The sequence below is a fragment of the Stenotrophomonas sp. YJH_SMC_36 genome, assembly GCF_059369935.1.
Genome location: NZ_JCAFTD010000001.1, coordinates 617,475 through 631,188 on the forward strand (window position 1 = coordinate 617,475; position 13,714 = coordinate 631,188).

Genomic DNA, 13,714 nt, shown 5'->3' on the forward strand with positions numbered 1-13,714 from the left:
GGCGGGCATTGCACCCACCCCAAAAGCAGCCGCCGCCCTTGCGGGCGGCGGCTGTTGACGCATGGCTCAGAACTTCTTGCTGAGGTTCACGAAGAACGTACGGCCGAAGTAGTCGTAGCCACTGTACAGCGGGGCGTTGCCGACGGTGTTGTAGATGCCGGCGCCCGGGCTGATGGTCGGCGGTTCCTTGTCGGCGAAGTTGCGCACGCCGGCAGTGGCCTGCCACTTGTCGGCGGTGTACTGCACCGAGAAGTCCTGGGTGATGTAGTTCGGCACGGCCAGCTTGTACGCCGAGGTTGCGGGATCTTCCTCGTAGTACGCGTAGCTGGACATGTTGTCCACCCAGTTCAGGCCATAGCGCACGCGCCATTCCTTGACACGATAGGTCAGGTCGAGCTGGCCGGTGAACTTCGGGTTGTTGATCAGGCCGTTGGAGTCAACCAGCGGATCGTCCTCGAACACCTTGCCGGACTGCTCCAGGAACCGCGAGACCTGCACATTGGCGCGGAACTCGCCCGGACCGATGTCGCGCACGTAGCGGGTCGTGAAGTCGAGGCCGCGCACCTTGTCGGTGGCCAGGTTGGCATAGCCGTTCTGGACCGTCAGCGTGTTGTTGGGCGAACGGCTGATCAGACGGCACAGACCGTTGTTGGCGGCGAAGTCGCCGGTGGTGCCGTTGTAGCAGGTGCTCAGGATGTAGGTGGCACCCATCTGGGCAACGCCGTTCTCCACTTCGATGTCGTAATAATCGACGGCGAAGGACAGATCACCGAAGCCGCTGCCGAACTCCGGCTGGAACACCAGGCCAACGGTGAACGCGTCGGAGGTTTCAGCCTTCAGGTTGGCACCGACCAGGCCGCCACCGATGGAGTCCACGCGTACCGAGTTGGTCGCGGTGAAGCTGGTGGGCAGGCCCTCAGAAGCGCAATTGATGTAGCGTGGGCTGGTCGGATTGCGCGAGCCGTAGTTGTTGCAGGGATCGCTGGAGGCGTTCAGGAAGCCGCTGGTGGCACCCAGGAACTGTTCGAACAGCGCCGGAGCACGATACGAGGTGCCGTAGGACGCACGCAGCGACAGCCACTTGACCGGCGTCCACAGGCCACCCAGCTTCCAGGTGGTGTCCGATCCGTAGGACTGGTAGTCGGTGTAGCGGGCCGAGGCGTTGAAGGTCAGCTCTTCGGCAGCGGTGACGCCGGACAGCAGCGGCAGTTCGATTTCGCCGTAGGCTTCCCACACCGAGTCGCTGCCGCGGGTCGGGTCGGAGCTGGTCAGGTTGTACAGGTTGCGGTTGATCGAGTGGATGCTCGGGGTATCGTCGATCTTGGCCTTGCGGTACTCGACACCAAAGGCGCCTGCGGCGGTACCGCCCGGCAGATCGAACAGCGGACCATTGACGTTCAGGTTCGCGGTCGATTCCTGGTAGCTGGTGTTGCCGGTGACCGGGGTATAGACGAAGTTCTTCCACTCGTACGGCAGATTGCCGGCCAGGGTCTGTGCGTTGAGCATCGGTGCGGCAACGCAGCCATTGGCCGGGTTCACGCAGTTGAAGCCGCCTGCGCCGTCGGACACAACATCCAGGCTCTGTGCCAGGCGGTCGGTCAGGAACGAGTTGAAGGTGTAATCGGCATCCGAGTCGGCGTGGCTGACCATGAAGTCATAGTTCCACTCCGAACCGAGCCTGCCGCGCACGCCAGCGGTGGCGCGGAAGAAGTCCACCGACTGCTTGCTGCGGTCGTTGCCGAAGCCGATGAAGGTGCGGGCCGCTACGTTCTTGCCATTGGACGTTTCCGTCGGCAGGGCGAAGGCCGGCAGGTTGGACAGGTTACCGAGCAGCGGATTGCCGACCGAGTAGTCATACGACAGCTGGCGGTAGCCGGTCTGGGTGGAGTCGCGCTTGTTGCCGAGGAACTCGTAGTAGAACTCGGCGTCGCCCATCACGCCCAGATCCACGCCACCCTGGAAGAACAGGGTGTGGGTTTCGGCCGGGGACACCAGCGATTCCTTCAGCAGGCCCGGATCGTAGGTGTCGCGGTCGTAGTAGCCGACGGACTCATAGCCCGGCAGGCGGCCGGTGGTGACGGCCGGATTCGGACGCCAGCGGTTGAACCCGCCAAAGGTGGCGGTGCCCAGGGTGTTGATGGTCACGCCGCCGGAATCGAGGGTGAAGCACTTCGGCTTACCGGTGGTCGGATCGATGTAGTCGCCGCTGCCGAAGTAGTTGCCCACGTCCATGTCGCGCAGGTTATCGGTCGGGCAGCTGGCCCAGCTGCGATCGCCAATGGTCATCTCATTGCGACGGTAGTTCTCGTACGAACCAGAGAAGTGCGAGCGCTCACCGGTGCTGCCGAACACGATCGAGTACCGGGTTTCGTCGCCGCCGCCGCCCTCGGTGGCGTTGTGCTGGAACTCGGCTTCAACACCGTCCACGTTCTTGCGGGTGATGATGTTGACCACGCCGGCCACGGCGTCGGAACCATAGATGGACGAAGCACCGTCCTTCAGGATTTCCACGCGGTCGACCATCGCGCTGGGCAGCACGTTCAGGTCGGCCGAGCCGACCGAGCCGCGCGAGCCCGCCGGTGCAACGCGGCGGCCGTTGAGCAGGATCAGGGTGCGGGTAGCGCCCAGGCCACGCAGCGACAGGGTGTTGGCACCCGGGCCGCCATTGGTGACGTATCCGCCGAAGGAGTTGTTGATCTGTGCGCTGCCGGCAGTGACGCTGTTGCTCTGCAGCGCGGCGGCCGTCGAGTTGAAGCCCGCCAGGGTGGTCTCCTCACGGGTCACGACCTGCACCGGCGAAACCGAGTTGAACACGTCGCGACTGATGCGCGAACCGGTGACGGTCACTGTGTCCAGATTGGTCGCCTTGGACTTCGGCGCTTCCTGCGGCGTGTCCTGTGTCGTCTGCGTCGAGCCCGACGCATCCTGGGCAATCGCCGGGGCGGCTGCGGCGAGCAGCACGGCAGAGGCGAGGGCGAAGCTCAGCGGGTTCCTGCCGAGCGACTTGCGATTGATCATCTGAAATCCCCTTGAATCGAATGATTGCGTCGTACACCGGGGACATGACCTTGCGGGCGTCTCCGTGTGCCCCTACCCCGGTATCGGCAGCGTGCCGCCGCCCGGTTTTGGTACCGGCTTCACAAGCCAGTGACTCGAGATTAACACGCCATTAACCAAGCGTGTCAAACGTTCACAACACAGTCATCTTTCTGTGGTCGATTTCCTGTCGGAACGTATCAAGGCGTGTCGAAAACCGCGCAGTGTATTGATTCAACTGGTTTTTCTGTTCCTTCGCAAATCGTGTCTGCTTCCTTAACGGGGGGGCTGGGGTGAACAGGGAGCGAAAATTCTCCGCGGCGCCCACATCTTCGACCAACGCGATCCTGCGCGCCGGTCCTTGAGGCTCCGGCGGTATGATGTCGGGTTCTCCTTCCTGACTTTCCGCCGGAGCCCGCAGTGAACAGTCCGACCCGTCGTCCCCATGCAAGCCAGGTGCAGAAGGGGCTGGCACCGCACGCGCGCATCCGCAACGTGATCGCGGTCGGCTCGGGCAAGGGCGGTGTCGGCAAGTCCACCACGGCCGTCAACCTGGCGGTGGCGCTGCAGCAGCTGGGCGCGCGGGTGGGCGTGCTCGATGCGGACATCTATGGCCCCAGCGTTCCCGCCATGCTGGGCCTGTCCGGCCGCCCGGAAAGCCCGGACAACAAGAGCATCGAACCGCTGCGTGCCTTCGGCGTGGACACCATGTCGATCGGTTACCTGATCGAGGAAGACACGCCGATGATCTGGCGTGGGCCGATGGCGACCTCGGCAATGACCCAACTGTTCAACGACACCCTGTGGGACGACCTCGACTTCCTGTTGATCGACCTGCCGCCCGGCACCGGTGACATCCAGCTGACGCTGACCCAGAAGATTCCGCTGGCCGGTGCGGTGATCGTCACCACGCCGCAGGACATCGCCACGCTGGATGCGAAGAAGGCACTGAAGATGTTCGAGAAGGTCGAAGTGCCGGTGCTGGGCATCGTCGAGAACATGGCGGTACATACCTGCAGCCAGTGCGGCCACGTCGAGCACCTGTTCGGCGAGGGGGGCGGGGAGCGCATGGCGGCGCAGTACGGCGTGCCGCTGCTGGGATCGCTGCCGTTGCAGATCGGCATCCGTGAGCAGGGTGACGCAGGCACACCGATCACCGCCGCGCAGCCGGATTCCCTGCCGGCCCAGGCCTATCGCCACGCCGCGCAGCGGCTCATCGAGGAAGTGGGCAAGCGCCCGCGTGCCTCGATCCCGATCCTGTCGTCGCTGCTGTAGGGACCGGGCGGGGAGGGCGGTGGCGCCCGGCCCCCTGCTAGAATCCTCGCGCCCCCTCGCACCCAGGACAGAGCATGAGCATCAAGAGTGACCGTTGGATCCGCCGCATGTCCGAACAGCACGGCATGATCGAGCCGTTCGAGGCCGGGCAGGTGAAGCAGGTCAACGGCCAGCGCATCGTCAGCTACGGTACCTCGAGCTACGGCTACGACGTGCGTTGCTCGCGCGAGTTCAAGGTGTTCACCAACATCAACTCGACCATCGTGGACCCGAAGCACTTCGATTCGGGCAGCTTCGTCGACATCACCGCCGACGAATGCATCATCCCGCCCAACAGCTTCGCGCTGGCGCGTACCGTGGAGTATTTCCGCATTCCGCGCGACACCCTCGTGGTGTGCCTGGGCAAGAGCACCTACGCGCGTTGCGGCATCATCGTCAACGTCACTCCGCTCGAGCCGGAGTGGGAAGGCCATGTGACCCTGGAGTTCAGCAACACCACGCCGCTGCCGGCGCGCATCTACGCCAACGAAGGCGTGGCCCAGATGCTGTTCTTCCAGGCGGCGGCCGATGATATCTGCGAAACGTCCTACAAGGACCGTGGTGGCAAGTACCAGGGCCAGACCGGCGTCACCCTGCCGCGCACCTGACGGACCGGTAGCGCCGGGTCATGCCCGGCGTCGCTCGATCGAAGGCGGCGCTTGCGCCGCCTTCGCTTATTTGCCGCGGCCGAACAGCATGGCGATGCCGACGCCGACCAGGGCCACCGGCCACCAGGTCAGCAGCAGCTTGGACAGGTTCAGGTGCGTCCAGCCCAGGTTGCTGGCAAGCATGAACAGCCCGATCAGGATCAGCAGGATGGCGGCGACGAGGTTGAATCGCATCGTGTCGGCACGGTCTCAGGAGTGGGCCGGATATCCTAGCCGTTCCTTCCAGTAGGCGACATGCTGCTGCAGCGCGTCCGGTTCGTAGCGGTGCGCAGGACCGCTGCCCCACACCGGTCCCGGCCACGCCGGATCGCCGTCGTGGCGGCCGATCACGTGGAAATGCAGCTGGCGCACGATGTTGCCCAATGCGCCGATGTTGATCTTCTCCACCCCGTCGGAGCCCTTCAGGGCCTTGCAGGCGCGGTTGAGTTCGGTGCGCAGCTTGTCCTGCTGGTCGCCGTCCAGTTCGATCCACTCCGTTACCCCGGCCAGACGCGGCACCAGGATCAGCCAGGGAAACCGTTCGTCGTTCATCAACCGCACTTGCGACAGCGGGCCTTGCGCCACCAGAACGCTGTCGGTGGCCAGGCGGGAATCAAGTTCGAAATCGCTCATCCAAGATGCTCCGTGAAGAAGTCCAGGGTGCGTTGCAGCGCCAGGGTGGCGCTGTCTGGATCATACGCATGTCCGACCTCGCGGTTGAAGGCATGGTCGGCCGGGTAGACATAGGTCGCCATCTGCGGCAGCTTCTGGCGATGTGCCTCCACGGCCTCAGGTGGGATGCTGCGGTCCTGCGCGCCGAAGTGGAAGATCACCGGCGCCTTCGGTGTCTCGTCCAGATACTGCACGTTGCGTGCGCCGTAATAGCTCACCGAGGGCAGGCCGAGGCGCAGCGCGGACAGCATCGCCACCGTTCCACCCCAGCAGTAGCCGACCGTGCCGACCTTGCCGAAGGGGGCAAGCCGGGTTGCTGCGGCGCGCACCACTTCCAGTGCCCGTTCAATGCCCAGCGCACTTACCCGTTCCAGGCCCTGTTTCACCCCTTCAGGGTCATAGGGCAGGGCGTCGGGGTCGGCGTCCGGGCCATCGACCAGGTCGAAGAACGACGGCGCCAGCACGGCATAGCCTTCGGCGGCGAAGCGCTCGGCCACGCCACGGATGTGCGGATTGGCGCCGAAGATCTCCTGCACGACCACCAGGCCGCCACGCGGCGTGCCCGCCGGCAGGGCCTGCCAGGCCCGGACCGGGCCATGATGCGTATCCAGGGTGATCCATTCGGACATCGTCGGGTTCCTCATAGCAGTGGACAGGCCTGCATTGTCGGCGCTGGGCGGGTTAGCGCGGCGTCTGCGGCTGTGCGTGATCGGGCGGCTGATGCATCGAGCGACGTCGGATCGCGACTTGACCGAATGCGTCGCGGACGATCCTGCCAGGGATTCTGACATCTGATCCGGCCTGGCTCTGACAGTAGATTCAGTAAAGCACCTGCTGAAGCCAAGAGGGCGAGCAGATAGCGTTTCGTTCGCGGAACTCCAGTCTGGAGGGGCGATGTGGGGCTGATCATATCTCGGCATGTTTCCGGGGCGCGGCGTGAAGGCGCAGGCGCCCGATAAATGGAGTTTCATGAAATGAAAAAGGAATTTCGCCTTCTGTGTGCATTGGGGATGGCAACAATGCACACGGTGGCTATGGCCAACCAATCGTCGTACCAGGACCGCCAGATGGCGTCATCGGATGGCAGGCAGTGGGTTGAGCGGACGGTGCGCCTCTCTGATTTCGAAGGCGGCGACGTGGCTGTCCAGGTGCGCCTTTTCAAGAATGGAAAGGGCGGTTTTGTATATCGTTACGATGATCAGAATGAAGCCACAAAGCTCTACCACCAGGCCGCCTGCGAAGTCATGAACTCCAAGGCGCGCCGTGGCGAAACCGTGATATCTGGCGAGTCGGCCGTCGTTGGTTGGTCCTGTGAGGGTGATTCAGATCCGGCGGAGGATTCGAATCCAGCCTCCAGCGACATGACGCAGCCCAAGGCGGGGTACTACGTCTTTGCATTGGCGCCCAGTGGGAGTGCGCCAATCGGAGTCAACTTCAATTCGGTAGGAACTGCTCGTTTCCAGAGTTCATTGGCAGGGAAATCTACAGGAGCTCTCTCGCTTGATAATGGGCGCTGCATGACCTCCGCGAGTGATGAATACGCGGGCCCATTCACGGGTTCTTACACCCTTCAGGTGGTGTGTATTGGTGTGAGGCGAGGCGTTATCCCAACTGCTGCGTCAGCATGCATTCCGCGGGTTTGCTCAACAAACAACGGACCAATCATCGTCTATTGATGTCGCAACCAACGCTTCTGTGCGTCCGTTGCGACGGTGGGCCGTGAGACGATTGCCGCTCCGTGAGCGTCGAGCCGTCGGAGCGTGTTCCGCCGGGTCGAGCCGGAGCTCCAGCTCAAGCCGCCGGGGGCCTTGACGCGTTCACGGGTACCCCGCTGATGGAGATGGCACGTGGGGCCGAATCCGGGACGCTCCCCTCAGTACACCCCGGGGCCGTTCAGAGCGCGGCCCTCAACCCCGGTATACTGGCGCCCTTTCAGGCCCCGGCCCCCAGGAACCCCTGCCACTCCGGCAGGGGCCCAGGCCCCCAGAGTCCCGCGATTCCATGTCCCAGCTGAACCCCAAAGTCGGCTTCGTCAGCCTTGGCTGCCCGAAGGCCCTTGTCGATTCCGAGCGCATCCTGACCCAGCTGCGGTCGGAGGGATACGACATCGTCCCGTCCTATGACTCGGCCGACGTGGTGGTGGTCAACACCTGTGGCTTCATCGATTCGGCGGTGACGGAGTCGCTGGACGCCATCGGCGAGGCGATGAACCAGAACGGCAAGGTCATCGTCACCGGCTGCCTGGGCAAGCGCCCCGAACAGATCCGTGAGGCGTACCCGAACGTGCTGGCGGTGTCCGGCCCGCAGGACTACCAGAGCGTGATGGAGGCGGTGCATGAGGCGCTACCGCCCCGGCATGATCCGTTCGTGGACCTGGTGCCCGACTACGGCATCAAGCTGACCCCGCGCCACTACGCCTATCTGAAGATTTCCGAAGGCTGCAACCACGCGTGCAGTTTCTGCATCATTCCGTCGATGCGCGGCAAGCTGGTCTCGCGCCCGGTCGATGAAGTGCTGCGCGAAGCCGAGCGCCTGGTCCGGGGCGGTGTGCGTGAGCTGCTGGTGGTATCGCAGGACACCTCCGCCTACGGCGTGGACGTGAAGTACGCCGAGAAGATGTGGCGCGACAAGGCCTACCAGACCCGCCTGAAAGCGCTGTGCGAGGGCCTGTCCGAACTGGACGCGTGGGTGCGCATGCACTACGTGTACCCGTACCCGCACGTGGATGACGTGGTGCCGTTGATGGCCGAGAACCGCATCCTGCCGTACCTGGACATTCCGTTCCAGCACGCCAGCCCGCGTATCCTGCGACTGATGAAGCGCCCCGGTGCGGTGGAGAAGACGCTGGAGCGCGTGCAGAACTGGCGTCGCATCGCGCCGGACATCACCGTGCGTTCGACCTTCATCGTCGGTTTCCCGGGCGAGACCGAAGCGGAGTTCGAGGAGCTGTTGTCGTTCCTCGATGAGGCGCAGCTGGACCGCGTGGGTGCGTTCGCGTATTCGCCGGTCGAGGGTGCTACCGCCAACGCTCTTCCGGACCCTGTCCCGGAAGAGGTGAAGCAGGAGCGCCTGGCGCGCTTCATGGAAAAGCAGGCACAGATCTCGGCCGCACGTCTGGAGGCCAAGATCGGCACGGTGCAGCAGTGCCTGGTCGATGCCATCGAAGGTGACATCGCCGTGGCCCGTTCCAGGGCCGATGCACCGGAAATCGATGGACTGGTGCATATCCAGAATGCCGACCAGGTGCCGCTGCGCGTAGGCGAATTCATCAACGTGGAAATCACCGAGAGCGACGAACACGATCTGTATGGCGACGCGCTGCCGCCGACCACGCGCCCGGCCTTCGACCTGAAGGTGCTCTGATCATGGCCGAGGGTGCTGCCGGCCACGCTGGCAGCCCTCGGCGATTCGTGCCGCCGCCGCGCGCGGCGGTGGACCCGGCGGTGTTCGATCATCCGCTGTTTGCCCGGGTGCGTGCCTTCCGCGATCTTCTGTCCGGCGACCGCTGGCCGACCGTTGCCGAGCTGGATGCGCGGCTGGCGTTGCGCGGGCGGCGACTGGTCGAGCAGGATGCGGCGTTGCTGGCCGATGGCCTGCACTACGAAACGCGCATCGCGCAGGGGCGTATCGCCACCCGTGCGGCGAGCTGGCACGATCTGTTCAATGCATTGATGTGGGCGTGTCACCCGCAGCTGAAGCACGCGCTCAACAGGCGGCAATGCCTGCACGTCGCCACGATGCCAACGGGTCAACGTAATCGCGCGCAGGCGGCGCTGACCCAGTTCGACGAGACCGGCGTGATCGTGTGCGTCCAGGACGATGCGCTGATCGCTGCGTGGGACGCCCACGACTGGCCGATGCTGTTCGCGCCGCCGCACTGGCAGGCCGGTCGCATCACCATCGCCGCGGTGTTCGGCCATGCACTGATGGAACAGGCGTTGCTGCCGGGGCGCCTGCTGGTCGGCAAGTGCGTGGTGGTGCGCGGCGATGATGAGGGTGCCTGCATCGAGACCGTGGCCCGGGCGATCGAGCAGGGCGCGACGGTGACCGATCCGCTGCAGCTGCGCCCGCTGCCACTGGCCGGAATCCCCGGCTGGCACCCGCAGCAGGACGCCGCCTTCCATGGCAACGCCGACTACTTCCGCCCGCTGCGGCAGGGCCGCCTGTACCCGCCGCCGCTCTTGCCCCGGTAGCGCCGGGCCATGCCCGGCGCTGGATTGACAGCAACGCGGGGAGGGCTCGGTGTTACGAAGACGGGTACTCGACGCTGATCACCGCGAAAGTGAACCGGCCGCCCGGCAGTTCCACCGAGAATTCATCGTCCAGGCGCTTCTTCAGCACGGCCCGCGCCAGTGGCGAGTCGATGCTGATCCAGCCCAGGCCGGCGTCGGTTTCATCCGGCCCAACGATGCGGTAACGGCTGGTCTCACCACTGTCGATGTTCTCCAGTTCGATCCATGCACCGAAGAACACCGCTTGTGGATCGGTCGGCGTGGTATCGACCACGCGCAGCGATTCGAGCCGCTTGGTCAGGTAGCGCACGCGGCGGTCGATTTCACCCAGCTGCTTCTTGCGGTAGGTGTACTCGGCGTTCTCCGAGCGGTCGCCCTCGGCGGCGGCAGCGGCCAGCGCCTTCACCACCTCGGGCCGGCGTACCCGCCACAGGTCGTCCAGCTCGGCTTTCAGCCGGGCGTGGCCGGCGGCGGTGATCAGGGCGGTGCTTTTCTCTGCGGGCGGACGCCAACGGGACATGTAATACAGCTTCTTCTCAGGAATACGAAAGGGCCTCAGCGCTTGCCGCCGAAGATGCCGCCCAGGATGCCGCGCACGATCTGGTTGCCCAGCTTGGTCCCGACCGTGCGCGTGGTCTGCTTGGCCATGGTTTCAATCATGCCCTGGCGACGCTTGGTGCCGAAGATCGCATCCTTGATCGCCTGGCCGAATCCACCTTCCTGTGCCTCGTCCTGCTCGCGGCTGCGCGCGGCCGGGGTCTGGGCCTGCTCCACGCTCTTCTGCGCCCGCTGGGCCAGCAGCTCGGCGGCCGATTCACGGTTGACCGCCGTGTCGTAGCGGCTGCCGACCGGGCTGCCGGCACGCACCTGTGCGCGCTCGGCCTCGGTGACCGGCCCCATCCGGCAGCGGGGCGGCGCGATCATCGTCTGCTGGACCGGCATCGGCACGCCCTTGTCCTGCAACGTGGAAACCAGTGCTTCACCGGTGCCGAGCTGGCTCAGCACCTTGGCGACATCCAGCTTCGGGTTCGGCACGAAGGTTTCGGCGGCGGTCCTGACCGCCTTCTGGTCGCGCGGCGTGAAGGCCCGCAGCGCGTGCTGCACGCGGTTGCCGAGCTGGCCCAGGATGTTGGAGGGCACGTCGTCGGGGAACTGCGAGCAGAAGTACACGCCCACGCCCTTGGAGCGGATCAGCCGCACCACCTGCTCGATGCGCTGCACCAGCGAGGAAGGCGCATCGTCGAACAGCAGGTGGGCCTCGTCGAAGATGAACACCAGCTTGGGCTTGTCGAGGTCGCCCACTTCCGGCAGCTGTTCGAACAGTTCCGACAGCAGCCAGAGCAGGAAGGTCGAGTACAGCTTGGGCTTGAGCACCAGCTGGTCGGCGGCGAGGATGCCGATCACACCGCGGCCGTCGTGATTGACCCGCATGATGTCGGCCAGTTCCAGTGCCGGCTCGCCGAAGAAATTCTCACCGCCGTCCTGCGCCAGCCGCAGCACGGCACGCTGGATCGCTGCGATCGACTGCGCGCTGACCAGTCCGTACTCGGTGGAAATGTCCTTGCGCTCTTCGGCGACCAGGCCGAGCAGGGCGCGCAGATCATCCATGTCCAGCAACAGCAGGCCGCGGTCGTCGGCCAGCTTGAACACGATGTCCAGCACGCCGGCCTGGGTGTCGTTCAATTCGAGGATGCGCGCGAGCAGGGTCGGCCCCATCTCGCTGACGGTGGTGCGCACCGGGTGGCCGAGTTTTCCGTACAGGTCCCAGAAGATGGCCGGGCTGCCCGCCGGCGCATAGTCGGCCACGCCGATGTCCGCAGCGCGCTTCAGCAGCGCTTCGCTGCCCGTGCCGGGCACGGCCAGGCCGGACACATCGCCCTTTACATCGGCGAGGAACACCGGAACCCCGAGCCGCGAGAATCCTTCGGCCAGGGTCATCAGGGTCACGGTCTTGCCGGTGCCGGTGGCGCCCGCCACCAGCCCGTGGCGGTTGCCGAGTTTCGGCAGCAGGGTGACGGCCACATCGTCGGTGATGCCTTTGCCGAGCAGAATCGGATCCATGGTCCAGCCCTTGTGGTGAATGCGCCCAATGTTAACCGGCAGCGATGACGGCCCGAAGGTCGGCTTGCCCCGACCTTGGCGGCGCCGCTACTCTGCCTGCCTGTTTCGCACACAGTGCCAAAAATGCCCGTTCCTGTCCTGATTTCCCGCACCTGGCCGTTGCTGGCCCTGGCTGGCCTGGTTTCCCTGGCCCCCGATGCCCACGCCCAGCGGGTTTCCGCCCGGGACAAAGTGAAGGTAGATGCCCTGCAGCAGCGCATGACGGCTGCCGAGAAGCGTTACAGCGATGCGCTGCTGCTGGTGGCCAACGCCGACCCCAAGGGCAGCAACGAGGCCGACGCGGCGCTGGAGGACATGGAGGATGTCATCAGTGAGTGCGTGAAGCAGAAGGGTTGTCAGATGAGCAACATGCTGGCCACCTACAAGCGCCTGCTCAAGCGCGATGCCGATGCGGCCGCGGAAGACGAGGGCGGTGAACTGCCCGCCGAGCGGCTGGAAGCCGACCCCGACCATATCGGTCCGTTGACCGCCGACGTGCCGGAAGCCGCACGCGCAGCGGCACTGCTCAACGACAAGCGGCACGCCTTCGACAACATGGTCGAGTACAACCCGGCCGTCCAGGCCGGCATCCGCCGCTGGCTGACCGACATGCGTCCGGCGCTGCTGACCAGCTACGAGAACTACCAGAACCTGCGTGCCGTGATGTGGCCGGAGTGGGAAAAGCGCGGCCTGCCCGAAGCGCTCCTGTTCGGCATCATGGCCAAGGAATCCAATGGCCGCGTGCATGCGTCCTCGCGCGCTGGCGCCGCCGGCCTGATGCAGTTCATGCCGGCCACCGGGCGGCGTTTCGGCCTCGGTCCGGACGGCACCGGGTTCGATACCCGCTTCGATGCCCACAGCGCTGCTGAAGCCAGTGCGACCTATCTCAACGAGCGCATGCGCGAGCTCAACAACAACATCGAGTTGTCGCTGGCCGGGTACAACGGGGGTGAAGGGCGCGCCCTGCGCGTGGCGCGCGAGAATCCGGGGCAGAGCTTCTGGGTCGACCGTGTCTACAACCAGTTCCCCGGTGAAACCAAGGATTACGTGCCGATGGTGATCGCTGCGGCGTGGATCTTCCTGCACCCCCAGCAGTACGGCGTGGAGTTCCCGAAGATCAGCGCGCAGCCGGCCACCCTGCGCCTGGCGCGCTCGACCACCATCTACGAGCTGACCATCTGCCTGGGCAGCCACGGCACCCGTGATGGCTACATGCGTGCGCTGCGCAACCTCAATCCGCGTTATGAGGCCGATGGCTGGATTCCGGCCGGCACCCTGATCAACGCAACCACCCGCATCGCGAGCCTGTATCAGCGCAACTGCGTGAGCGGACCGCGTGCCGACCTGGCGCGCACCCTGATCACGGCCGACCTCAACGCCGCCATCGTGCGGCCAAGCGCTGCCAGCTACACCGGCAGCGTGGCGGTGGGCGGCGTGGTGCCGGTGGCCGATGCAGCCAGTTCGACCAGCGTACCGACCGCACCGGTGGCGGCAGTGGCCGCGCCTCGGCCGGCACCGGCCGCGCGACCGAAGCCGGCACGCAGCTACAAGGTCGGCCGCGGCGAGACGCTGGGCCGCATCGCGGCCAAGTTCCAGTGCGACGTGCCGACGCTGGCACGCGCCAACGGTCTGAAGGCACCGGCCTACAGCCTGCGCCACGGCCAGGTGCTGAAGCTGCAGGGCTGCGAAAAGTAATCTCCACGACCTCTGGAA

At 65.2% G+C, this 13,714-nt stretch carries 12 protein-coding genes; 6 read left to right on the forward strand and 6 right to left on the reverse strand.

The features are described from left to right. Nucleotides 1–66 precede the first annotated feature (66 nt). Nucleotides 67–3,018, reverse strand: coding sequence for a TonB-dependent receptor plug domain-containing protein (locus AC5P76_RS02645; protein ID WP_053516828.1), 2,952 nt, complete (start codon nucleotides 3,016–3,018; stop codon nucleotides 67–69). Between the two features lie 438 nt (nucleotides 3,019–3,456). Between AC5P76_RS02645 and apbC the strand changes: the two genes are divergently transcribed. Both apbC and dcd read left to right on the forward strand, forming a co-directional pair. Beyond that, nucleotides 3,457–4,311: an iron-sulfur cluster carrier protein ApbC gene (gene apbC / locus AC5P76_RS02650; RefSeq protein ID WP_053516830.1), complete on the forward strand. Its 855-nt coding sequence runs from the start codon at nucleotides 3,457–3,459 to the stop codon at nucleotides 4,309–4,311. A 74-nt stretch (nucleotides 4,312–4,385) separates the two neighbouring features. Next, complete coding sequence (dcd, locus tag AC5P76_RS02655) at nucleotides 4,386–4,958, forward strand: dCTP deaminase (protein WP_065174891.1); 573 nt, start codon at nucleotides 4,386–4,388, stop codon at nucleotides 4,956–4,958. A 66-nt stretch (nucleotides 4,959–5,024) separates the two neighbouring features. On the opposite strand, the gene AC5P76_RS02660 is transcribed toward dcd, so the two are convergent. From AC5P76_RS02660 to AC5P76_RS02670, 3 genes are read right to left on the reverse strand one after another with little or no spacing between them, the layout of a single operon-like run. Continuing rightward, nucleotides 5,025–5,192 (reverse strand): LiaI-LiaF-like domain-containing protein, encoded by a 168-nt coding sequence (locus AC5P76_RS02660; RefSeq protein WP_005410498.1) that lies wholly within the window; start codon nucleotides 5,190–5,192, stop codon nucleotides 5,025–5,027. 15 nt (nucleotides 5,193–5,207) lie between these two features. Beyond that, the gene (locus AC5P76_RS02665) at nucleotides 5,208–5,630 is read right to left on the reverse strand and encodes an HIT domain-containing protein (RefSeq protein WP_053516834.1); all 423 of its coding nucleotides are present in this window, start codon (nucleotides 5,628–5,630) and stop codon (nucleotides 5,208–5,210) included. Continuing rightward, complete coding sequence (locus AC5P76_RS02670; RefSeq protein ID WP_065174892.1) at nucleotides 5,627–6,298, reverse strand: dienelactone hydrolase family protein; 672 nt, start codon at nucleotides 6,296–6,298, stop codon at nucleotides 5,627–5,629. The genes AC5P76_RS02665 and AC5P76_RS02670 overlap by 4 nt, the downstream gene beginning before the upstream one ends. A 345-nt stretch (nucleotides 6,299–6,643) precedes the next feature. Here AC5P76_RS02670 and AC5P76_RS02675 point away from each other — a divergent pair, with 345 nt between their 5' ends. From AC5P76_RS02675 to AC5P76_RS02685, 3 genes are all read left to right on the forward strand, one after another. Then, the gene (locus AC5P76_RS02675) at nucleotides 6,644–7,345 is read left to right on the forward strand and encodes a hypothetical protein (protein ID WP_253118677.1); all 702 of its coding nucleotides are present in this window, start codon (nucleotides 6,644–6,646) and stop codon (nucleotides 7,343–7,345) included. A gap of 325 nt (nucleotides 7,346–7,670) precedes the next feature. After that, nucleotides 7,671–9,032 carry a 30S ribosomal protein S12 methylthiotransferase RimO gene (rimO, locus tag AC5P76_RS02680; RefSeq protein ID WP_053516842.1) on the forward strand — a complete coding sequence of 454 codons (1,362 nt, stop codon included), beginning with the start codon at nucleotides 7,671–7,673 and terminating at the stop codon, nucleotides 9,030–9,032. After that, nucleotides 9,029–9,862 carry a DUF3025 domain-containing protein gene (locus tag AC5P76_RS02685; RefSeq protein ID WP_429000963.1) on the forward strand — a complete coding sequence of 278 codons (834 nt, stop codon included), beginning with the start codon at nucleotides 9,029–9,031 and terminating at the stop codon, nucleotides 9,860–9,862. Before rimO ends, AC5P76_RS02685 begins: the two co-directional genes overlap by 4 nt. A 52-nt stretch (nucleotides 9,863–9,914) precedes the next feature. Here AC5P76_RS02685 and greB read toward each other — a convergent pair whose 3' ends face one another. Together greB and AC5P76_RS02695 are read right to left on the reverse strand one after the other, a co-directional pair. Continuing rightward, nucleotides 9,915–10,421 carry a transcription elongation factor GreB gene (gene greB, locus AC5P76_RS02690; RefSeq protein WP_053516845.1) on the reverse strand — a complete coding sequence of 169 codons (507 nt, stop codon included), beginning with the start codon at nucleotides 10,419–10,421 and terminating at the stop codon, nucleotides 9,915–9,917. A gap of 35 nt (nucleotides 10,422–10,456) precedes the next feature. Then, nucleotides 10,457–11,962 carry a helicase HerA-like domain-containing protein gene (locus AC5P76_RS02695; RefSeq protein ID WP_053516846.1) on the reverse strand — a complete coding sequence of 502 codons (1,506 nt, stop codon included), beginning with the start codon at nucleotides 11,960–11,962 and terminating at the stop codon, nucleotides 10,457–10,459. 123 nt (nucleotides 11,963–12,085) lie between these two features. Here AC5P76_RS02695 and AC5P76_RS02700 point away from each other — a divergent pair, with 123 nt between their 5' ends. After that, nucleotides 12,086–13,696 (forward strand): transglycosylase SLT domain-containing protein, encoded by a 1,611-nt coding sequence (locus tag AC5P76_RS02700; protein ID WP_065174896.1) that lies wholly within the window; start codon nucleotides 12,086–12,088, stop codon nucleotides 13,694–13,696. Nucleotides 13,697–13,714 lie beyond the last annotated feature (18 nt).